This is a genomic window from Pseudomonas sp. PSPC2-3, from assembly GCF_049898265.1.
Classification (GTDB): domain Bacteria; phylum Pseudomonadota; class Gammaproteobacteria; order Pseudomonadales; family Pseudomonadaceae; genus Aquipseudomonas; species Aquipseudomonas veronii.
The window spans coordinates 158,924-179,430 of the sequence record NZ_JAFCXJ010000013.1 but is presented as its reverse complement, the minus strand read 5'-3'; the positions used below and the strand labels follow the sequence as shown (position 1 = coordinate 179,430).

17 protein-coding genes are annotated in these 20,507 nt (G+C 62.4%); 9 read left to right on the top strand and 8 right to left on the bottom strand.

The window, feature by feature from the left end:
• Window positions 1–566 precede the first annotated feature (566 nt).
• The 3 genes from ACP7E3_RS28040 to ACP7E3_RS28030 form a co-directional block, all read right to left on the bottom strand.
• The gene (locus ACP7E3_RS28040; protein ID WP_017848546.1) at window positions 567–782 is read right to left on the bottom strand and encodes a hypothetical protein; all 216 of its coding nucleotides are present in this window, start codon (window positions 780–782) and stop codon (window positions 567–569) included.
• Between the two features lie 234 nt (window positions 783–1,016).
• The gene (aguA, locus tag ACP7E3_RS28035; RefSeq protein ID WP_079442641.1) at window positions 1,017–2,123 is read right to left on the bottom strand and encodes an agmatine deiminase; all 1,107 of its coding nucleotides are present in this window, start codon (window positions 2,121–2,123) and stop codon (window positions 1,017–1,019) included.
• Window positions 2,124–2,243: 120 nt separating this feature from the next.
• Window positions 2,244–5,153 carry an aminotransferase gene (locus ACP7E3_RS28030; RefSeq protein WP_426125058.1) on the bottom strand — a complete coding sequence of 970 codons (2,910 nt, stop codon included), beginning with the start codon at window positions 5,151–5,153 and terminating at the stop codon, window positions 2,244–2,246.
• Window positions 5,154–5,305: 152 nt separating this feature from the next.
• On the opposite strand from ACP7E3_RS28030, the gene rfbB reads away from it, so the two are divergent.
• The 4 genes from rfbB to ACP7E3_RS28010 all read left to right on the top strand — a co-directional run bounded on the left by rfbB (window position 5,306) and on the right by ACP7E3_RS28010 (window position 10,174).
• Window positions 5,306–6,388 carry a dTDP-glucose 4,6-dehydratase gene (gene rfbB / locus ACP7E3_RS28025; protein ID WP_046385036.1) on the top strand — a complete coding sequence of 361 codons (1,083 nt, stop codon included), beginning with the start codon at window positions 5,306–5,308 and terminating at the stop codon, window positions 6,386–6,388.
• Between the two features lie 110 nt (window positions 6,389–6,498).
• A complete protein-coding gene (locus tag ACP7E3_RS28020) occupies window positions 6,499–8,307 on the top strand; it encodes a sensor histidine kinase (RefSeq protein ID WP_046385040.1) in 1,809 nt (602 codons plus the stop codon).
• Window positions 8,304–9,689 (top strand): sigma-54-dependent transcriptional regulator, encoded by a 1,386-nt coding sequence (locus ACP7E3_RS28015; protein ID WP_046385041.1) that lies wholly within the window; start codon window positions 8,304–8,306, stop codon window positions 9,687–9,689. Before ACP7E3_RS28020 ends, ACP7E3_RS28015 begins: the two co-directional genes overlap by 4 nt.
• Before the next feature lie 26 nt (window positions 9,690–9,715).
• Window positions 9,716–10,174, top strand: coding sequence for a YiiD C-terminal domain-containing protein (locus ACP7E3_RS28010; protein WP_169881829.1), 459 nt, complete (start codon window positions 9,716–9,718; stop codon window positions 10,172–10,174).
• A 60-nt stretch (window positions 10,175–10,234) separates the two neighbouring features.
• Here ACP7E3_RS28010 and cysQ read toward each other — a convergent pair whose 3' ends face one another.
• Window positions 10,235–11,071, bottom strand: a complete 837-nt coding sequence (gene cysQ, locus ACP7E3_RS28005; protein WP_046385043.1) for a 3'(2'),5'-bisphosphate nucleotidase CysQ — start codon at window positions 11,069–11,071, stop codon at window positions 10,235–10,237.
• Window positions 11,068–11,634 carry an ADP compounds hydrolase NudE gene (gene nudE / locus ACP7E3_RS28000; RefSeq protein ID WP_017848557.1) on the bottom strand — a complete coding sequence of 189 codons (567 nt, stop codon included), beginning with the start codon at window positions 11,632–11,634 and terminating at the stop codon, window positions 11,068–11,070. Before nudE ends, cysQ begins: the two co-directional genes overlap by 4 nt.
• A gap of 87 nt (window positions 11,635–11,721) precedes the next feature.
• Between nudE and yrfG the strand changes: the two genes are divergently transcribed.
• The gene (yrfG, locus tag ACP7E3_RS27995) at window positions 11,722–12,384 is read left to right on the top strand and encodes a GMP/IMP nucleotidase (protein ID WP_046385044.1); all 663 of its coding nucleotides are present in this window, start codon (window positions 11,722–11,724) and stop codon (window positions 12,382–12,384) included.
• 42 nt (window positions 12,385–12,426) lie between these two features.
• Here yrfG and lysM read toward each other — a convergent pair whose 3' ends face one another.
• Window positions 12,427–12,870: a peptidoglycan-binding protein LysM gene (lysM, locus tag ACP7E3_RS27990; protein ID WP_017848559.1), complete on the bottom strand. Its 444-nt coding sequence runs from the start codon at window positions 12,868–12,870 to the stop codon at window positions 12,427–12,429.
• A 131-nt stretch (window positions 12,871–13,001) separates the two neighbouring features.
• On the opposite strand from lysM, the gene ACP7E3_RS27985 reads away from it, so the two are divergent.
• The 4 genes from ACP7E3_RS27985 to ACP7E3_RS27970 all read left to right on the top strand — a co-directional run bounded on the left by ACP7E3_RS27985 (window position 13,002) and on the right by ACP7E3_RS27970 (window position 17,847).
• A complete protein-coding gene (locus tag ACP7E3_RS27985) occupies window positions 13,002–13,889 on the top strand; it encodes a LysR family transcriptional regulator (RefSeq protein WP_126587758.1) in 888 nt (295 codons plus the stop codon).
• A gap of 97 nt (window positions 13,890–13,986) precedes the next feature.
• Window positions 13,987–14,826: a formate dehydrogenase accessory sulfurtransferase FdhD gene (gene fdhD, locus ACP7E3_RS27980; protein WP_046385046.1), complete on the top strand. Its 840-nt coding sequence runs from the start codon at window positions 13,987–13,989 to the stop codon at window positions 14,824–14,826.
• Complete coding sequence (locus ACP7E3_RS27975; RefSeq protein ID WP_426125052.1) at window positions 14,823–17,171, top strand: FdhF/YdeP family oxidoreductase; 2,349 nt, start codon at window positions 14,823–14,825, stop codon at window positions 17,169–17,171. Before fdhD ends, ACP7E3_RS27975 begins: the two co-directional genes overlap by 4 nt.
• Window positions 17,172–17,370: 199 nt before the next feature.
• Complete coding sequence (locus tag ACP7E3_RS27970) at window positions 17,371–17,847, top strand: glycine zipper domain-containing protein (protein ID WP_057005769.1); 477 nt, start codon at window positions 17,371–17,373, stop codon at window positions 17,845–17,847.
• Window positions 17,848–17,933: 86 nt separating this feature from the next.
• Here ACP7E3_RS27970 and ACP7E3_RS27965 read toward each other — a convergent pair whose 3' ends face one another.
• On the bottom strand, window positions 17,934–18,365 hold the full coding sequence (locus ACP7E3_RS27965) for an acyl-CoA thioesterase (RefSeq protein ID WP_046385048.1): 432 nt from the start codon (window positions 18,363–18,365) through the stop codon (window positions 17,934–17,936).
• A gap of 23 nt (window positions 18,366–18,388) precedes the next feature.
• Entirely contained in the window at window positions 18,389–20,326 is a 1,938-nt protein-coding gene (locus ACP7E3_RS27960; protein WP_261755280.1) for a RecQ family ATP-dependent DNA helicase, read from the bottom strand.
• Window positions 20,327–20,507: the final 181 nt, after the last annotated feature.

Sequence of the window (20,507 nt, the reverse complement as noted above, 5' to 3'; positions counted from 1 at the left end):
GTTGAGTACGCGCTATGACACCAGGCTCCATATTGCTGTTTTGGTGTCGACTTTTTCCGAAAAAAACAAAGCCCGCGGACGACTGAACTGCCGCGGGCCTTTTCTTATTGGTTGAGTCATGGCTGTTAGCCACAGGCGTTGGACGCAATGCTAGTCTCGCGTTGAACTATGTGTCAATTTCGCTAATCGTCTGTATTTAGGCAAAAAAATTCTAAGCCACGGCCTACAGCGCTTCGGCCATCGCCTGGAAATCTTATCCATACAGAAAAAATACGGACTCACTAACATATTTTATAAGTCGAACGCGTGGGAACAGGCACGCGCACAAATGCAAATAATTGTCATTATTTTCAAGTAAGGTCTTATGCGCTTAAGCGAGCCATGTGACGCAGATTCAGCCCGAAGATCTGTCGTCACATCATGGTGAGGGGAACCTGCTGTTTCTAAGACTGAACCGACTTTAAACGGGGGCCTGCTCGCGACAGGTATAGCTCAATCACTTATTCAGTGAAGGGCACACCGCAATAGCGAACATGCTCCCTCGCCGATGGTTGATCGGCGAGTTCTCAGTTATTCATCAATTCGCACAATGCGTGCATTTCTTCGTCGCTGAACAAGCCTGCCGGGTAGCGCTCACTCATCACACTGAATAAATCAGGCGGCTGCCTGACCTGCCGTGAGCCATGTGCCTTCAACCAGAGCGCCAGCGCATGGATTTCGTCACTGTTGACTCGCACGGGGTGGAACGTGCGCGTGTGCATCAAGTTGATATCGACATTCATTTCAGCGCTCTCTCCTACTGCGTGAGCCGCTAACTTACTCAAGGTTTATGACAGAACTGCGCAGTCATCACCGTGGGCCACTGTGACAATACCAATACAAGAGCTATGCCAATGTGCAGTATTTATAGGCAGTTGGACACAAAAAAGCCCACGGCCTTACGGGGCCGCGGGCTTGCTGTGAACGCTAGAACCGAGTGGCGCTCGGTCGTCGCTCCGACGTTGTTACAACCGCACTCAGTTTTTCTGCGGGGCAGGCTGTTGTTGGGTCAGGCAATGGATATTGCCCCCACCCAGTAACAGTTCGCGGCCCGGCACCATCACTACTTCGTGCTGCGGGAACAGGTTCTGCAGGATTTCGCGGGCCTGGTTGTCCAGCGGGTCGTCGAAGCTCGGCGCGATGATGCCGCCGTTGACGATCAGGAAGTTGACGTAGGAACCGGCCAGACGCACGGAAGGGTTGCGCTCCTGGCTGCCGTCCACCGGGTCCACACCCGCGCACTCTGCTTCGGTGGCATAAAGCGGCCCCGGAATCGGCATTTTATGCACTGTGAACGAGCGGCCCCGGGCATCGGTGCTGCTTTGCAGTACGTCCATGGCGGCGTGGCAGCGTGAGTAGTTCGGGTCTTGCGGGTCGTCGGTCCAGGCCAGCAGCACTTCGCCCGGGCGTACATAGCAGCAGAAGTTATCCACATGGCCGTCGGTTTCGTCGTTGAACAGGCCGTCTGGCAACCAGATGATCTTATCCACAGCCAGGTTGGCGCTCAGCACAGCCTCGATGGCTGCACGGTCGAGATGCGGGTTGCGATTGCGGTTGAGCAGGCATTCTTCGGTGGTGATCAGGGTGCCTTCGCCGTCGACATGAATCGAGCCGCCTTCCAGCACAAACCCTTCGGTGCGGTAGCGCGGCGCACGCTCGATCTCGAGGATCTTGCCGCCGACCTGCGCGTCACGGTTCCACGGCGCATACAGGCCGCCGTCAAAACCGCCCCAGGCGTTGAAATCCCAGTTCACGCCGCGCACTTCGCCACGGTTGTCGATCACGAAAGTCGGGCCGGTGTCGCGCACCCAGGCGTCGTCGCTGGACATTTCCACCACGCGGATATTGGGCACGTCGAGGCGGGCACGGGCGTTTTCGTACTGGCCGGCGGAAACCGCCACGGTGACCGGCTCGAAACGCGCGATAGCCTTGGCCACCGCCACGTGCGCGGCCTGCGCCGGCTTGCCACCCAGGCGCCAGTTGTCCGGGCGCTCGGGCCAGATCATCCAGGCCTGGGTCTGTGGCGCCCATTCGGCAGGCATATGAAAGCCATCGGCGCGAGGTGTGCTGTGCAGGGTGGTCATGGCGATCAGGGCTCCGAAAGGGTGAAGGCCGACTTTATAACCGATAAAAATCGGCCTTAAAAGCATCAAAACAATATAGCCGATAAATATGACAGCATTTAATCGATAACAATCGATTATTTACAACTGTTCGTCCAGCACCTTCGACAGCATGTCGACAAAGAAATCCACACTGCGTCTGGAGGTGACCATCGGCGGCTTGATCTTGAGAATGTTCAGGTAATCACCGGTCGGCTGCATGAAAATCCCCAGCTCACGCAAGCGGTCGCACAGCAGTGTGGTCTCTTCGGTGGCGGGTTCCAGGGTATGCCGGTCGCGCACCAGCTCCAGGCCCAGATAGAAGCCGGAACCATGAACCGCGCCGACCAACGGGTGACGGTCGATCAGGGCTTCCAGCCGCGCCTTGAAATGCGCGCCGACCACTTGGGCGTTTTCCCAGAGCTTTTCTTCCTCCATCACATCCAGCACCGCCATGCCGATCCGACAACTGACCGGGCTGCCCCCCGATGACGAGAAGAAATACCCCTCGGCCTCCAGCGCCTCGGCAATCTCGCGACGGGTGATCACCGCCCCCAACGGCTGACCGTTGCCCATGCCCTTGGCCATGGTAATGATATCGGGCACCACGCCCTGCTCTTCAAAGCCCCAGAAGAAATGCCCCATGCGGCCATAACCCACCTGAACCTCATCGGCGATGCACACGCCACCTTGGGCGCGCACCAACGCATACACCTGCTGCAAATAGCCCGGCGGCAGGGAGATGCCCCCGGCATTGCCATACACCGGCTCACAGATGAAACCGGCCAGTTGGCGCTGGCTCGCGGCGATTTTCGCCAGGTTATGTTCCACACTTCGCACGTAATCCGGCGCGCTGTCCTGCCCGCGGAACTCACCGCGATAGGTATTGGGCGCGGTCACCGGGTGAACCCAGTCCGGACGACTGCTCAGGGCCTTGGGGTTGTCGGCAATCGACGTGGACACCGCATCCGCCGCCACCGACCAACCGTGGTAGGCCTCCAGCACGCTGAGCATGTCGCGCCCGCCGCTGTAGGCCCAGGCCAGGCGGATGGCCAGGTCATTGGCCTCGGTGCCGCTGTTGACCAGGAAGACCCGGTCCATGCCGTCCGGCGCCAGCGCCAGCAAGCGCTCGGAGAATTCGGCAATCGCCGCATAGTGAAAGCGCGAGTTGGTGTTGAGCAGCGACCACTGCCGCGCCGCCACCGCTGCCATGCGGGGGTGACCATGGCCGAGCACAGCGACGTTGTTGAGCATGTCCAGATAGGAGCGGCCCTGCATGTCGATCAGATGGTTGCGCCAGCCTCGTTCGATGCGCGGCGGATCGACGTAATAATGCTTCTGCGAGCGCGCGAAGCTGGCATCGCGTCGCGCCAGCAGGGCTTGGGGGTCGAGCTCGGGTTCGGCATCGCAGGCCAGCCCCAGCAGCGCCGAGGGTGACGGGCATAGTGCTTGCCACGCCGACGCCCGGCTCGGCGTGCAGAACAGCGGTGGCTCAACGTCGGCGCGGCACCATTGCACGGTCAGGGGGGCATGGACCTCGCCCAGTATTTGCCCTTCCACCACCGCCGCTCCCGCGCTCAACGAGGTGCTTACGCCCCACAAGCACAGGCTCAACGGACCATCCTGCACGCACAGCAAGCCATCGGCACCGACACGCAGCACCCCAGCGAAGGGCGCCTCCACCGCTGTACCGTGGGGCAGGTGCAACTCGACATGCAGCGGGAACGTCTGCGGTTCCGTGGCGCTGTCCGGGCAGGTGCGCGACAAACGGTATTGGCCGTAGCGACTGGCGGCCAACCCGTGAACCGCCGCAGCCTCGTCCAGTAAGCGCCGGTCAATCCCCGGCTGTTCCCAATTACCCGCCTCGAAGTGTGGGCTGAGCACTCCCAGGTCGATCAGCGCGAACTCGCGTCCCACCAGCCCCGGCAAGAGCGGCGCGAACCCCTCGCTGGCGATCGGTGGCAGCGTCTGCCCGACACAGAGCAGGATCGCCGCCTCCATCAATTCAAACGGCACCGACGTTGCAACCTGGAAAATTTCCCACTCATGCTCGGCGTTTTTCAACAGGTAGTCGTTATCGGGGTCCAGGCGTTGCTGCTGTTCGCTGCTGAGCACCAGCACCGCCGCACGGGCGACGATCAGCGGCCATAGCGCCTGCAGTTCTTCGCGCTGTAACGGCGTAACGGCGTGACAGGCCTGGATTGCCGGCAAAATGGCAAAGGGATCGCCCTGGGCATGGTGCAGCAAGGCGGCGCAGGTCACCGACAGGTCGGCGATGCGCCAGGTGTGCACCAGATCGCCGAAATCGATCACCCCCTGGATCTGCCAATGACGCAGGGCATCGCGCTGCCAGACCACATTGTCATCGGTAATGTCCATGTGTACCGCTTGCCACGGCAAGTGATCCGCCAGGGGCCGAATGCGCTCGCCGACCTGCTCGGCGACTTGCTCCAATGCCGCGCGGTTGGGCAGGGCTGGCAGGGTCGCCAGCAGGTGGCTGATCAGTTCCTGCGCGTGGCGCGGGTCCCATTGCAGGGTCCGCGCCAGGCCCGGATGCGCAAAATCGGCCAGCGCCTGGCTCATCCGCCCGCACAAGTCACCGAAGCCTGCGATGACCTCGCGGCCCACGTGAGGCAGGTGGGTCAAGGGCTGGCCGTCGATGTAATCCAACAGCCGCAGGTGCAGGGTTTGCCCGTCGACGGTCACGGTCAGCAGGTCCTCACCGGTCAGGGCCTTGATGACTCGGGGGACGCGCAACCCGTCCTGCGTCTGCAAGGCGTGGAGCGCGGCATGCTGGGCGTGCAATTCGACGGCGGCGTAGTCGCCCAGGCAGATTTTCAGAACAAAGCGGCCATGGTTGGTGTCGACGCTGTAGTTGAGGTCTTGTTGGCTGCCAAGTGATTGCAATGTGCCGCCAAGGCCATAATGCCGCTCAAGCAAGTGTGCAGCCTGATCGGGCCCCACTTGCGGGCAAGGCAGGCTGGTACGATGGATCAACGTGGCAAGCAACATGATGAGGACCTCTGTTTTTATCAGGCGCCTATATCGCCATTGTTGATGGGGGTTAAGCAACCCCCCAACGTGCCGCGCTTGCACAGATCCGCGTCACAACTCAAGCTATGCCCCATTCGCTAAATGTCCGTCTAAGGAAAAGGCCCCCCGACATGCGTATTCTCATCACCGGAGGTGCCGGTTTCATCGGCTCTGCCCTGATCCGCCACCTGATTCAACACACCGAGCACGAAGTGCTCAACCTGGACAAACTGACCTACGCCGGCAACCTGGAGTCGCTGACCAGCATCGCGTCCAACAGCCGCTATGAGTTCGTCCAGGCCGATATCGTCGACCAGGCCACCGTCAGCGCCGTGCTCGCGCGCTTCGAGCCCCAGGCGATCATGCACCTGGCGGCCGAGTCCCATGTCGACCGTTCCATCGACGGCCCGTCGGATTTTATCCAGACCAACATTGTCGGCACCTACAGCCTGCTGGAAGCCGCCCGCGCGTATTGGCAAACGCTCGCAGAGCCGGCCAGGAGCGCGTTCCGCTTCCACCACATCTCCACCGACGAGGTGTACGGCGACCTGCACGGCGTAGACGATCTGTTCACTGAAACCACGCCCTACGCCCCCAGCTCGCCCTACTCGGCCAGCAAGGCCGCGTCCGACCACCTGGTTCGCGCCTGGCAGCGCACGTATGGCCTGCCGGTATTGCTGACCAACTGCTCGAACAACTACGGGCCGTTTCATTTCCCCGAGAAGCTGATCCCCCTGGTGATCCTCAACGCCCTCGCTGGCAAGCCGTTGCCAGTCTATGGCGACGGCTTGCAGGTCCGCGACTGGCTGTTCGTCGAAGACCACGCCCGTGCGTTGCTCAAGGTGGTGACCGAAGGCGTGGTCGGCGAGACCTACAACATCGGCGGCCACAACGAGCAGAAGAATATCGACGTGGTACGCAGCATCTGCGCCCTGCTGGAAGAGCTGGCACCGCAACACCCGGCCGGTGTCGCGCACTTTGCCGACCTGATCACCTTCGTCAAGGACCGCCCCGGCCACGACCAGCGCTACGCCATCGACGCCAGCAAGATCGAACGCGAGTTGGGCTGGGTCCCGCAAGAAACCTTTGAAACCGGGCTGCGCAAAACCGTGCAGTGGTACCTCGATAACCTGGAATGGTGCCGCAGAGTCCAGGACGGCAGTTATCAGGGCGAACGATTGGGCAATACCGACATGAAGGATCTGATTGCATGATGAAGGGGATCGCATAGGCCCACGGGCCACAGTGGCAAGACGCATTGCGCGAGTGTCTTGCACAGCAGCACTAGGCATAATGCGCCTGTACCCTCAGGCGCATGACTCCCATGACCCCACCCCTCCCGCGAAGACCCCGCTGGCGCAGCCTCGCCCTGTTGGCGCTGTGCCTGGCGCCGCTGCTGTGGCCGCTGGAGCACCTGGCCGAGCGCTACTACCGCAGCGAACTGGCCGGGCAGAACCGCCAGACCCTCGACCTGTACGTCGCCAACCTGCTGGGCACCCTGCACCGCTATGAAGTGCTGCCGCAGATCCTCGGCGACTTGCCAGCCCTGCGCACCGCGCTGGCGGCACCGCAGGTCAGTACCAACCTGGCCAACGCCAACCTGTTGCTCAAGGACGTCGCCGCCCAGGCCGGGGTCGAAGTGATGTACCTGATGGACACCACCGGCAAGACCCTCGCTGCGTCCAACTGGGACAAGCAAGACAGCTTCGTCGGGCGCAATTTCTCGTTCCGCCCGTATTTCAGCGAAGCCATGGCCGGGCGCCTGGGCCGGTTCTTCGGCTTGGGCACCACCTCGGCCAAACGCGGCTACTTCTTCGCCGCCGCGGTGCGCGATGGCGAGAAAGTCATCGGTGTGCTGGTGGTCAAGGTCGACCTGGACCACACCGAAAGCCTGTGGGGCAACACCCCCGAGCAACTGCTGGTCACCGACCACAACGGCGTCGTGATCCTGACCTCGCGCCCGCAATGGCGGTTCCGCGCCACCCGGCCACTGACGGACGAAGAGCGCCAGGCGATCATCGCGATCCAGCCCTACCCGACCCGCGATCCGCAACCGCTGGCCTTGAGCCCGACGGCCTGGCTGCGCCAATCCACGGCCATCGCCGAAACCGGCTGGAACGTGGAGATCCTCGCGCCACAATCGTTGATCAACCGTCCGGTACGCACCGTGGTCGCGGTGGGCGGCGCCACGCTGTTGGTGCTGATGTTGCTGCTGGGCCTGATGATGCAGCGCCGTCGACACTACCTGGACCGCATCGCCTTCGAAGCCAAGGCCCGACGCGAACTGGAAATGCGCGTGGCCGAGCGTACCAGCGACCTGGAAGGGCTCAACCGGCGTCTGAAACAGGAAGTGCTGGAGCGCGAACATGCGCAGCAGGAACTGGTGCGCGCCCAGGACGATCTGGTGCAGGCGGGCAAACTGTCGGCGCTGGGCACCATGTCGGCGAGCATCAGCCACGAGCTCAATCAGCCCCTGGCGGCGATTCGCAGCTACGCGGAAAACGCCGAAATCCTGCTCGACCATGAGCGAACCGACGACGCGCGCGGCAATCTCAAACTGATCAGCGAGCTGACCGGGCGCATGGCCTCGATCATCGCCCACTTGCGCGCGTTCGCCCGCCGCGATCGGCATGCGCCGGAAAGCGTCGCCCTGCAACCGGCGCTGGACGACGCGCTGGCGTTGCTGGCCAAGCGGCGGCGCGCGATGGAAGTCGAGCTGATCCGCGATTTGCCCGAGGCGACCTTGTGGGTCGAGGCCGGTGAAACCCGCCTACGCCAAGTGCTGGGCAACCTGCTGGCCAATGCCCTCGACGCCCTCACCGAAAAAGGCCCGCCGCGCAAACTCTGGCTGAGTGCCGAAACCACCGAGCAGGGCGTCAACCTGTACATTCGCGACAACGGCCCGGGGTTTTGCATGGAAGCCCTGGGACGCGCCAGCGAGCCGTTCTATACCACCAAGACCCGCACCCAGGGCCTCGGGCTGGGCCTGGCGATCTGTGACACCTTGATGCGTGCCTTTGGTGGCGAACTGCTGTTTGCCAACCACAAGCAAGGCGGCGCGCTGTTAACCTTGAAATTGCGTGCCGGCTCGCCGGGCGTCAGTCTGCAACCGTCCGAGGACCGCAGTGTATGAGTATCGATAACCAGATTCAGGTGGTGTTGATCGACGACGATCCACACTTGCGTCAGGCCCTGTGCCAGACCCTGGACCTGGCCGGGCTGAAAGTCCTGCCCCTGGGCGAAGCCACCGGCCTCACCGCGCAGCTGTCGCGGGATTGGCCGGGCGTGGTGGTCAGCGATATCCGCATGCCCGGCATGGACGGCCTGGAGTTGCTGGCCGAGCTGCACGGCCAGGACCCGGAGCTGCCGGTGCTGCTGATCACCGGCCACGGCGATGTACCGCTGGCGGTGCAGGCCATGCGTGCCGGTGCGTATGACTTCCTCGAAAAGCCGTTCGCCAGCGACGCCCTGCTCGACAGCGTGCGCCGCGCCCTGGCCCTGCGCCGGCTAGTGCTGGATAACCGCAGCCTGCGCCTGGCCCTCAGCGATCGCCAGCAATTGAGCACGCGCCTGGTCGGGCATTCCCCGCAAATGCTGCGCCTGCGCGAGCAGATCGGCGCGCTGGCGGCAACCAAGGCCGATGTACTGATCCTCGGCGAAACCGGCGCCGGCAAAGAGGTGGTCGCCCGCGCACTGCACGACTTGTCGAGCCGGCGCAGCGGGCCTTTCGTGGCGATCAACGCCGGGGCGCTCGCCGAGTCGGTGGTCGAAAGCGAGCTGTTCGGCCACGAGCCGGGCGCCTTTACCGGCGCGCAAAAACGCCGCATCGGCAAATTCGAATTCGCCAACGGCGGCACATTGTTCCTCGACGAAATCGAAAGCATGAGCCTGGATGTGCAGGTCAAGCTGCTGCGCCTGCTGCAGGAGCGCGTGGTCGAGCGCCTGGGCGGCAATCAACTGATCCCGCTGGATATCCGCATCATCGCCGCCACCAAGGAAGACCTGCGCCAGTCCGCCGACCAGGGCCGCTTCCGCGCCGACTTGTATTACCGCCTCAACGTCGCACCGTTGCGCATTCCGCCGCTGCGTGAGCGCGGTGAAGATGCGCTGATGCTGTTCCAGCACTTTGCCGACGAAGCCAGCAGCCGCCATGGCCTGCCGCTGCACGAATTGCAGCCGGGCCAACGCGCGCTGCTGCTGCGCCACAGTTGGCCGGGCAATGTGCGGGAATTGCAGAACGCCGCCGAGCGCTTCGCCCTGGGCCTGGAGTTGGCGCTGGACAACACCCCGGACAATCTCTCCGCCGGCCTGCTGACCTCCACCCCCGGCGGCCTGAGCGAACAAGTCGAACAGTTCGAAAAAAGCCTGATCGCCGCCGAACTGAGCCGCCCCCACAGTTCCCTGCGCAGCCTCGCCGAAGCCCTCGGCGTACCGCGCAAGACCCTGCATGACAAACTGCGCAAGCACGGCCTCAACTTTGCCGACAGCGCCAGCCACAGCAGCGACGACGAATGACCCACCCTATCCGCCAAGAGGCCGCCATGAGCCGCGACAGCCGTTACCTGGAATCTATCCTCCACCACGACATCCCCCTCACCCGGGAAATGGGCCTCAAGGTGCTCGACTGGCAACACGGCCAATTGCAACTGCACTTGCCCCTGCAAGCCAATATCAACCACAAGAGCACCATGTTCGGCGGCAGCCTGTATTGCGGCGCGGTCTTGGCGGGTTGGGGTTGGCTGCACTTGCAGTTGCGTGAAGAAGGCATTCTCGAAGACGGGCATATCGTGATCCAGGAAGGGCAGATCAGTTACCCGCTGCCGGTCACACGAGACGCGACCGTGATCTGCCAGGCGCCGGAGGAGAACGTGTGGAGGCGCTTTGTGGCGACGTACAAGCGCTATGGCCGCGCGCGGTTGACCCTGGAAACGTGGATTGTGAATGACGGCAGTGACGAGCGCGCAGTGGTTTTCAGCGGCCAGTACGTCCTGCACCGCTAGCCGCCGCGCCACAAAACAAAGTGGGAGCAAGCCCCCCCTACATTTTGATCTGCTGAGGCCTTAAGCGCGGGCCAGGGTGAGCAGACGTTCGCGCCACGCGGCTTTGGCCGGCAGCGCCAGGAAGAACGGGTTCAGCAACGATTCCCGCGCCGGATAGCTGAACGGCTCGCCGCTCAACTCCAGCACTTCGCCGCCCGCACCTTCGAGCACGCCCTGGGCTGCGGCGGTATCCCACTGGGAGGTCGGCGCCAGGCGCGGGTAGCAATCGGCACTGCCTTCGGCCAACAGGCAAAACTTCAACGAGCTGCCGATATTCGCCAGCTTCAACTCACCCAAGCCTTCGCTCAAGCCCTGGAGCAAACGCTCCTGCTCAGGGCTGCTGTGTCGGCGGCTGGCAACCACGGTAAACGCCTCGCCGGCGGCCGGGGCCAGGCGCACCTGGATCGGCCTGGGCGCTTCGTTCACATCGGAGCGCCACGCCCCCAGGCCCGCGCCGCCAAAGTAGCAACGGCCGCTGGTGGGCATCGACACCACGCCAAACACCACGCGGCCCTGTTCGATCAACGCGACGTTGACAGTGAATTCATCGCTGCCGGAAATGAATTCCTTGGTGCCATCCAACGGGTCCACCAACCACCAGCGCTGCCAGCCGGCACGCACGCTCTGGTCGATATCGGCGTCTTCTTCAGAAAGCACCGGGATGCTCGGGTCCAGCGCGGTAAGGCCGGCGAGAATCAGATGATGAGCGGCAAGGTCGGCCGCCGTCACGGGTGAATTATCGGACTTGGACGTCACGGCCACATTGGCGCGCCAGAACGGCATGATGACTTCACCGGCCTGGCGCGCCAGCTCGATCACCGGGGCAATGAATGGGTGGCCTAGAAACAATTCGCTCATGCGCTGAACACTCCACGCTGGGTCAACAGGTCTCGTACCAGGTACAGCGCGGCCAGGGCACGGCCTTCGCTGAACTGCTCGTTTTGCGCCAGTTGCGCCAGCTCGCGCAGGTTGACCCGGTCTACACGCATCGGCTCGGGTTCATCGCCTTCCAGGCGTTCTTCATACAGATCGGTGGCCAGTACCACCTGGATTTTCTGGCTCATGTAGCCAGGCGACAGCGAAAGCTCGGTGAGGTGCTCCAACTGGCGTGCGCCATAGCCGGCTTCTTCCTTGAGTTCACGGTCCGCCGCCGCCAGCACATCCTCGCCCGGCTCGATCAAACCCTTGGGCAGCGAAAGCTCGTATTCGTCGGTCCCGCCGCAGTATTCCTCCACCAGCAACGCATGCTCGGCGTCGATCATCGCCACGATCATCACCGCGCCGTAGCCGGCACCGCGCCCCACCAGGCGCTCGTAGGTCCGTTCTACGCCGTTGGAAAAGCGCAATTGCACTGCTTCCACGCGGAACAAACGGCTACTGGCGACTATTTCGCGGGAGAGGACGGTGGGTTTCTGGCGCATAAGCGGCTCCTTGGGGTGATCGGGTTACTATACCGTGGCTTTTCCGATTGTCTGTGTCGGATATCTTTACTTACGTGAGAACGCCCCATGCCCTCTTTGCCCTGGCACGCCATCGACACCGTCCTGCTGGACATGGACGGCACCCTGCTCGACCTGCATTACGACAACCACTTCTGGATGGAGCACCTGCCCCAACGCTACGCCGAGCTGCATGGGGTGAGCCGTGCCATGGCCGAGATGGAGTTGCAGCCTCTGTTCGAGCGTAACGCCGGCCAGTTGCAATGGTATTGCCTGGATTTCTGGAGTACCGAGCTGAAAATCCCGGTGCGCGAACTCAAGCAGGAAACCGCCCACCTGATCGCCCTGCGTGCGGATGCCGATACGTTTCTGGCGGCGATCCGACAGGCCGGCAAGCGCGTGATCCTGATCACCAACGCGCACCGTGATTCACTGTCATTGAAGATGGAACGCATCGAGCTGGCGCCGTATTTCGAGCGGATGATCAGTTCCCACGACTACGGTTTCGCCAAGGAAAACCCACAGTTCTGGGACGCCCTGCAGGCCGATATCGACTTCGACCCGGCGCGCAGCCTGTTCATCGACGACACCTTGCCGATCCTGCGCAGCGCCAGGGACTTCGGCGTGGGGCATTTGCTGGCGGTGAAAGAGCCGGACAGCAAAAAAGGGCCAAAGGACACCGGGGAATTTGCGGCAGTCGAGGACTACCGGGATCTCATTGTCGGACTCTGAACCCATGTGGGAGCAAGCCCCCACACAGGTTTACCGCGTGTACTACTCGGGAATGCGCAGCGTCTGCCCCGGGTAGATCTTGTCCGGATGCGACAACATCGGCTTGTTGGCCTCAAAGATCTTGTTGTACAGATTGGCGTTGCCGTACACCGCCAGGGAAATCGCGCTGAGGGTGTCGCCCTTTTTCACCACGACAAAACGCGCCGCCACAATCGGTGCGGGGTCGGTGACCTTGATCTGGTCATCCACACTCGCGACCCCGGCAATATTGCCCAGCGCCAGCAGGATCTTCTCTTTCTCTTCCTGGCTGGCAACTTCGCCGGTCACGGTCACCTTGTCGCCGTCAACCGTGGTCTGTACGTTCGGATTACCCAGACCGACCTTGGCCACATGCTCTTTCAACTGCTCGCTGGCGTTCGCATTACCCGGCGTCAACAGGTCGATCAACTTTTCGCCGGCTTCCTTAACAAAGCTCAAAATACTCATGCTGCTCTCTCCTTGGGTTTGAGTTCCAGATGCCAAAGACTAGACCAGCCCAACAGATCTGGGTTCCCAGCCGCCTAAAGACCCAAACACGCTAGAATCCCCCCGCCATTGGAATAAGCCCTGGAGCGAAGATGGACATCAAGCAACTGAAATTCCTCATCGCCCTCGACGAGACGCGCCACTTCGGCCAGGCGGCCGCGCGTTGCCATATCACCCAGCCGACCCTGTCGATGCGCCTGCGCAGCCTCGAAGAAGAACTCGATCTGCCACTGGTCAACCGTGGCCAGCGCTTCGAAGGCTTCACCGCCCCGGGTGAGCGCGTGCTGGCCTGGGCGCGCACGGTGCTGGCGGCGTATGACGGCCTGCTGGCCGAAGCCGCAGCCTGTCGCGGCAACCTGGTGGGGACGTTGCGCCTGGGCGTGGTGCCGCTGTCGAGTTTCGATCCGTTGGCGCTGATGCAGCAACTGCACACAGAACACCCAAGCCTGCGCTTTGAGCTGTCGGCCCTCAGCTCTGAACAGATCCTCGAACAATTGGCGAGCAATCGCCTGGACCTCGGCGTGTCCTACCTCGACCGCCTGGACAACGAGCGCTTCGACTCCCTGGCCCTCGGCGAAACCCGCATGGGCCTGCTGTACGACCAACGCTATTTCAGCTTCGGCGAAAAGCCCCTGAGCTGGGAAGCCCTGATCGAACTGCCGCTGGGCATGCTCACCAGCGGCATGCACTTCCGGCAGTCCATCGATCACAACTTCCATAGCCGGGGCCTGCACCCGCAACCGTTGTTGCAGACCGACGCGGTCCATCAGTTGTTACAAGCGGTCCACGGCGGGCTGTGCTGTGCGGTGATGCCCTTGGACGGTGGCCTGGACGCGCTGACCGAGCATCTGCGCCTGCAACCGATCGAAGACGCCCACACCCTGGCGCGCCTGGGGCTGATCATGCGCCGCAGCGCCCCGCGCTCTGCGTTGGCGGAAGCGTGTTTCGCGCTGTTTCAGAAATCGCAAACCGAGTATTGATCGACGTCATCTATCGGTAGATCAGTACTGGCAATTAGACGCGACGCTTTGTCGCGCCTAGTCTAAACACTGACCCATCCGCCGTCGGTACTGCCTCATGAACGCCAAGCGCCCAGTCTGCGCGGCGCCCGCTGTTCAAACGCCCGCGCCCGCCGCCAGCCAGAGCTACCAGTTTTGCACGCTCGAACACACGGAAGTCGCCAGCACCGCGTTGGCGGAAGAAGTGGCGTTGGCGATTGCCTATAACGACATCAGTCAGGCCGTGATGCTGGTGACGCCGACGGACCTCGAAGACTTCATTGTAGGCTTCAGTATCGGCAGCGGCATTATCGCCGACGTTAGCGACATTTATGACCTTAAACTCAGCGGCACGGGCTCTGCCCAGTACGCTCAGGTGCAGATTTCCAGCCGCGCGTTCTGGAACCTCAAGCAGCAGCGCCGCCAACTGGCCGGTACCAGCGGTTGCGGGTTGTGCGGCGTGGAAGCGCTGGAACACGCCCTGCCGGACCTTGAGGTACTGCCCGGCGCGCCCCTGCCGCCGGCCGAGTGGCTCGACGGCCTGCGCCAGCGCATCAGCGCGTTCCAGCCTCTGGGCCAGCACAGCGGCGCGGTGCATGCGGCGGTGTTCATGAACAACCAGGGCGAACTGCTGCTGGGCCGCGAAGACATCGGCCGACACAACGCCCTCGATAAATTGATCGGCGCGCTGATCCGCCAACGGATTCCAAGCGAAGGCGGCCTGGCCATTGTCACCAGCCGTTGCAGCCTTGAGTTGATCCAGAAAGTCCTGCGCGCGGGCATCCAGACCCTGGTCAGCCTGTCGTCGCCCACCGGCCTGGCCCTGCAATGGGCACGCCGGCACAACCTCAATCTCATCCACCTGCCGCAGAAAAGTGCGCCGCGGGTCTACAGCCCTGCGATGGAGAAACAGCCATGAGCAATCACCACCAAGCCGACCAAACCCCAACCCCGCGCTACAAGCCTTACAAGGGTGCGGCGGGCGGCTGGGGCGCGCTGATCAGCGTGGCGCAGGCATGGCTGACCAGCGACAACGCGCTGAAAAACCTGCGCATGATGCTCAAGACCAACCAGAACGGCGGCTTCGACTGCCCGGGCTGCGCCTGGGGCGACTCGCCGGAAAGCGGCATGGTCAAGTTCTGCGAAAACGGTGCCAAGGCAGTCAACTGGGAAGCCACCAAACGCCGCGTCGATGCCGCGTTCTTCGCCAAGCACAGCGTCACCTCGTTGCTGGAGCAAAGTGACTATTGGCTGGAATACCAGGGCCGCCTGACCGAGCCGATGCGCTACGACGCACAGACCGACCGTTACCAGCCCATCAGTTGGGAGGCGGCGTTCGAGCTGATCGGCCAGCACCTCAACGCCCTGCCGAGCCCGGACATGGCCGAGTTCTACACCTCGGGCCGCGCCAGCAACGAAGCGGCGTACCTGTACCAGTTGTTCGTGCGCGCCTACGGCACCAACAACTTCCCGGATTGCTCGAACATGTGCCACGAAGCCAGTGGCGTGGCCCTGGCGCAAAGTGTCGGCGTCGGCAAAGGCACCGTGACCTTTGACGACTTCGAACACGCCGACGCGATTTTCGTCTGGGGCCAGAACCCCGGCACCAACCACCCGCGCATGCTCGAACCGCTGCGCGAAGCGGTGAAACGCGGCGCTCAGGTGGTGTGCATCAACCCGCTGAAAGAGCGCGGCCTGGAACGCTTCCAGCACCCACAACACCCGCTGGAAATGCTCACCAACGGCGACAAGCCGACCAACACCGCGTACTTCCGCCCGGCGCTGGGGGGCGACATGGCCATCCTGCGCGGCATGGCCAAGTTCCTGCTGTTGTGGGAGCGCCAGGCCCAGGCCGAAGGCAAGGCAGCGGTGTTCGACCACGACTTCCTCAACGAACACACCACCCACGTGCTCGATTACCTCGGCCAGATCGACGACACCTCCTGGGAAGAAATCGTCGCGCAGTCCGGCCTGCCCCTGGTGGAAATCGAGCAAGCGGCGCGCATGTACGCCAAAGGCAAGAACGTGATCATGTGTTGGGCGATGGGCATCACCCAGCATCGTCACTCGGTGCCGACCATCCAGGAAATCGCCAACCTGATGCTGCTGCGCGGCAATATCGGCCGCCCGGGCGCCGGCCTGTGCCCGGTGCGCGGCCACAGTAACGTGCAGGGCGACCGCACCATGGGCATCAACGAACGGCCGCCGGTGGCGTTCCTCGACGCCCTGGAGCGGCGCTTCCAGTTCCAGGTGCCGCGCACCAACGGGCACAACGTGGTCGAGGCGATCCACGCCATGCTGGAAGGCCGCGCCAAAGTATTTATCGGCCTGGGCGGCAACTTCGCCCAAGCCACCCCGGACAGCCCGCGCACCTTCGAAGCCCTGCGCAATTGCGACCTGACCGTGCAGATCAGCACCAAGCTCAACCGCAGCCACCTGATGCACGGCAAAGACGCGCTGATCCTACCGTGCCTGGGCCGCACCGACATCGACATCCAGGCCGAAGGCCCGCAGGCGGTGACGGTGGAAGACTCGTTCAGCATGGTCCACGGCTCCAACGGCCAGCTGCAACCGCTGTCGAGCCTGATGAAATCCGAGCCGGCCATTCTCGCCGGCATCGCCGCCGCCACCCTGGGCAGCCAACCGGTGGACTGGAACTGGCTGGTGGCCGACTACGGACGTATTCGCGAGCTGATCGCCGACACCATCCCAGGCTTCAAGGACTTCAACGAGCGGATCAAAAACCCGGGCGGTTTCTACCTGGGCAACGCCGCCGGGGTACGTCGCTGGAACACGCCTTCGGGCCGCGCCAACTTCCGCCCGAACGTCCTGCCCAAGGACCTGATCCACGAACGCACCCACGCCACCGGGCACGTGCCGGACCTGATCATGCAGTCGATGCGCTCCCACGATCAGTACAACACCACCATTTATGGCCTGGACGACCGCTATCGCGGGGTCAAAGGTCAACGCGACGTGTTGTTCGTCAACGAAGCCGACATCATCCGCCTGGGCTTCAAGCCGGGGCAAAAGGCCGACATCGTGTCGCTGTGGGAAGACGGCCGTGAGCGCCGCGTAAAAGGCTTCACCTTGCTCGCGTTCGATATTCCGGCGGGGCAGGCAGCGGCTTACTACCCGGAAGTGAACCCGCTGGTGCCCTTGGAAAGCACCGGGGATGGCAGCCATACGCCGACGTCGAAATTTGTTGCGATCCGCCTGGAAGCGGCGAGCGACAATGGCCTGATCATGGCGCGCTCGGCGTAAATCCCAGGCACAAAAAAGGCCGCTTTTGCATAAAAGCGGCCGTTCCGAAGTAACTAAAGACCCGCCGAAATCACTTAAGTTCCCTAGCTAAAACAGTAAGTTAGAGAATTGTGTACAAGTCGTGTTACTGGTCGGATTTCTATTGTCACAATGTCGACACAGCCTCAGGATCGCGCCGTCATCCTCTTGAGGTCTCTCTATGAAGTTCTCCTCGATTCTCTTGTTGTCCCTTGGCCTGGTCAGTGGCGCAGCCATGGCCGGTGGCACCACCGAAGCCGGTGTAGGCGGCGCATTGGGCGGGGTACTCGGTTCGGTTGTCGGCCAGCAGGTCGGCGGTAATACCGGTTCAGCCATCGGTGCAGCCCTGGGCGGCGCGGGCGGCAGTGCGGTCGGCGCTGACAAGCGCAGCCGCGGCGAAGCAGCCATTGGCGGCGCCCTGGGCGCAGCGGGCGGCAACGTGGTAGGCCGCAGCATGGGCGGCACCACCGGCAGCCTGATCGGCGCAGCCGCTGGCGGCGGCGCGGGCGGCGCGCTGGGCAACTACATGGGCAACAAGAGCGATGACGACGACCGTCGTTACCGTGGCCGTGACGACCGTCGCTACTACCGGGATGATCACCCTGGCCGTGGCCATGCCTATGGCCATCGCAAGAACAAGCATCACTACCGTGATTGATCAGATCTAAAGAACACTGAAGAAACACTGTGGGAGGGGCAGTCGAATCGTCGCACCGCCCCTCCCACATGGGTTTCTGTAGGAAGTCAGGCCAGCAAGCGCTGCAACGCCTCGCGCAACCGCTCCGGAATCGTCACCGGCTGGTTCGTCCCCCGATCCACGAACACATGCACGAAGCGCCCCGCCGCACAGGCGTCCTCCTCGCCTGCCTTGAACACCGCCAACTCATACTGCACCGAACTGTTGCCCAACTTGCCGACCCGCAGGCCTATTTCGATGCGTTCGGGAAAGGCGACGGAAGCAAAGTAATCACACGCCGAACTCACCACAAACCCCACCACCTCGCCGTCATGAATATCCAAGCCACCGTGTTCGATCAGGTAGGTATTCACCGCAGTGTCGAAGAAGCTGTAGTAGGTCACGTTGTTCACATGGCCATACACATCATTGTCGTGCCAGCGCGTAATGATCGGCTGGAAGTGCCGGTAATCGGCGCGTTGGGGCATGGAGTCAGGCATCGGCGCGTCTCGTCAAAGTGGGTTTACAGGTTATTCAAATGGGTTTCGGCCCACTCGCGTACCTCGGCGTAGGGGTAGTCCTCCAGCGCAGCAAAACCAGGGATGCCGCGTGCCTTCAATTTGGTGAACAGCGGCACGCTGATACCGCCCAGGAACCGCGTCAGCCGTTCGGCGCCGGGCAGTTGGCCGCAGTACTCATGATGCCTGTGGATAAAATCACCGCACAGCCCCATGAAGTTTTTATCCACAAGCGGCGCCAGGCTCGGCGGCGCCGGCAAATGCGCGACATGGCCGTGGCACACCGAACAATGCCCGCAGCGCTGCGGTGCATGTTCATCACCGAAATAGCGGGCCAGGCGCTGGCCCAGGCAGTGTTCGGTGGCGAACAGGTCGAGCATGGCGTGAATCCGTGCCACTTCCGTGACCTCGTGTTGCTTGAAGCCTGTGTATAACTCGGCGCTCAACACCTGCGGATCGAAATCGGTCTTCAGCAGGCTGTAGACCTCCGTCATCTGCTTGCTTTCCAGCTCGATCAGGCCCTGCTCCTGGAAGTAATCCAGCGCTTTCACCACGCGATTGCGCTCGGCCTGGTGCTGTTGATAAAGCGTGTCGAAATCCACCGTCGCCCAGGTCTTGGCCCGCTTGCACACCTGGACGATCGCTGCGACAAACGCCTGCCGCTCCCCGGAAAACCGCGCCAACAAGGCGTCGGGCTCGATCAGGTACTTGAACCGGTATTCGGCGTAAAACGCGTAGCGCGGCGCAATCACGCCTTTGAGTTCCAACTGCACCAGCAGCGTCTTGAGGGGCAGCTCGCGGATGTTGCTGTGGTCCGACAGCGAGCGCAGCAGAAACTCCCACTGCCCGTCCCCTCGCGCGGCCTGCAACTCGTCCAGCACACGGCGAATGCCTTCCTGCTCAGGCGTGTCGCCGTACACGAAGTTTTCCAGCACATTGAGGCTGTCGCGGTTGGCGAGCACCAGGCAATCCGAGGATTGCCCGTCACGCCCGGCGCGGCCGATTTCCTGGCTGTAGTTTTCGATGGATTTGGGCAGGTCGAAATGCACCACGTTGCGGATATCGCTCTTGTCGATGCCCATGCCAAACGCGATGGTGGCGACGATGCAATTGGAGCGCCCACCCATGAAACGCTGCTGGATGCCCTCGCGTTTATCGTGGGGCAAGCCGGCGTGATACGCCTCGGCCTGGATGCCATGGCGATTCAGGTGCTCGGCGATCTGCTCGGCGGTTTTCTGCAAGGTGACGTAGACGATGCTCGGCTGGCCGGGCCGCTCGTTCATCCATTGGACCAGCCGCCGACGCTTGTCCGCGCCGCTCACCGGCTCTACCAACAGGTTGAGGTTCGGCCGGTAGAAGCCCGTGGTGATCACGTCGTCAGGCGCAATGGCGAACTTGGCCTGCATGTCGGCAATCACCTTGGGCGTCGCTGTAGCCGTCAGCAGCAGCGCTTGTGGGATCTTGAACTGACGCTGGTAGTCCGGCAGCTTCAAATAATCCGGACGGAAGTTGTGGCCCCATTCGGAAATACAGTGCGCCTCATCCACCACCAGCAATGAAATGGGTACGCTCAGCAGGAAGTTGCGAAAGCGCTCGTTCTTCAAGCGCTCCACGGAAATCATCAGGATTTTCAACTCGCCCGAGCGCGCGCGCGCCATCACCTCATTGGCCTCATCGCGGCTTTGCGCCGAATCGATACTGCCGGCCGAGATGCCATGGCGTTGCAGGAAACCCAACTGGTCCTGCATCAGCGCCAGCAACGGCGACACCACCAGCGTCAGGTGCGGTAGCAACACCGCCGACAGCTGGTAACACAGGGACTTGCCCGACCCGGTCGGAAAAATCGCTGCCGCCGAACGACCGGCCAGCACGGCGCTGACCGCGGCTTCCTGGCCCAAACGAAATTGTGGATAACCAAAGACCTGCTGGAGGGTGTCGTGCATAAGCTGTCACTCCATTGACCGCTGAAGGTGGCTCAAAAACATAGCCTGGGACGCTCAGCGAATCGAGATAGGTCGCAAGGAAAAAAGAGACAGGATGATACACAGGCTGGGGCAATGGCCTTGGGCCAAATGTGACAAGTTCGACTGTGTAAGTAGGAACATCACAAACCAAATGTGGGAA

What these genes read in the sequence shown, in the direction of transcription:
- ACP7E3_RS28015 (WP_046385041.1), top strand. Translation starts at nt 8,304, where the DNA reads ATGAGTATCGATAACCAGATTCAGGTGGTGTTGATCGACGACGATCCA.
- ACP7E3_RS27965 (WP_046385048.1), bottom strand. Translation starts at nt 18,365, where the DNA reads ATGCCTGACTCCATGCCCCAACGCGCCGATTACCGGCACTTCCAGCCG.
- ACP7E3_RS27960 (WP_261755280.1), bottom strand. Translation starts at nt 20,326, where the DNA reads ATGCACGACACCCTCCAGCAGGTCTTTGGTTATCCACAATTTCGTTTG.
- lysM (WP_017848559.1), bottom strand. Translation starts at nt 12,870, where the DNA reads ATGAGTATTTTGAGCTTTGTTAAGGAAGCCGGCGAAAAGTTGATCGAC.
- nudE (WP_017848557.1), bottom strand. Translation starts at nt 11,634, where the DNA reads ATGCGCCAGAAACCCACCGTCCTCTCCCGCGAAATAGTCGCCAGTAGC.
- cysQ (WP_046385043.1), bottom strand. Translation starts at nt 11,071, where the DNA reads ATGAGCGAATTGTTTCTAGGCCACCCATTCATTGCCCCGGTGATCGAG.
- ACP7E3_RS28030 (WP_426125058.1), bottom strand. Translation starts at nt 5,153, where the DNA reads ATGTTGCTTGCCACGTTGATCCATCGTACCAGCCTGCCTTGCCCGCAA.
- ACP7E3_RS27975 (WP_426125052.1), top strand. Translation starts at nt 14,823, where the DNA reads ATGAGCAATCACCACCAAGCCGACCAAACCCCAACCCCGCGCTACAAG.
- ACP7E3_RS27970 (WP_057005769.1), top strand. Translation starts at nt 17,371, where the DNA reads ATGAAGTTCTCCTCGATTCTCTTGTTGTCCCTTGGCCTGGTCAGTGGC.
- yrfG (WP_046385044.1), top strand. Translation starts at nt 11,722, where the DNA reads ATGCCCTCTTTGCCCTGGCACGCCATCGACACCGTCCTGCTGGACATG.
- ACP7E3_RS28020 (WP_046385040.1), top strand. Translation starts at nt 6,499, where the DNA reads ATGACCCCACCCCTCCCGCGAAGACCCCGCTGGCGCAGCCTCGCCCTG.
- rfbB (WP_046385036.1), top strand. Translation starts at nt 5,306, where the DNA reads ATGCGTATTCTCATCACCGGAGGTGCCGGTTTCATCGGCTCTGCCCTG.
- ACP7E3_RS28040 (WP_017848546.1), bottom strand. Translation starts at nt 782, where the DNA reads ATGAATGTCGATATCAACTTGATGCACACGCGCACGTTCCACCCCGTG.
- fdhD (WP_046385046.1), top strand. Translation starts at nt 13,987, where the DNA reads ATGAACGCCAAGCGCCCAGTCTGCGCGGCGCCCGCTGTTCAAACGCCC.
- ACP7E3_RS27985 (WP_126587758.1), top strand. Translation starts at nt 13,002, where the DNA reads ATGGACATCAAGCAACTGAAATTCCTCATCGCCCTCGACGAGACGCGC.
- aguA (WP_079442641.1), bottom strand. Translation starts at nt 2,123, where the DNA reads ATGACCACCCTGCACAGCACACCTCGCGCCGATGGCTTTCATATGCCT.
- ACP7E3_RS28010 (WP_169881829.1), top strand. Translation starts at nt 9,716, where the DNA reads ATGAGCCGCGACAGCCGTTACCTGGAATCTATCCTCCACCACGACATC.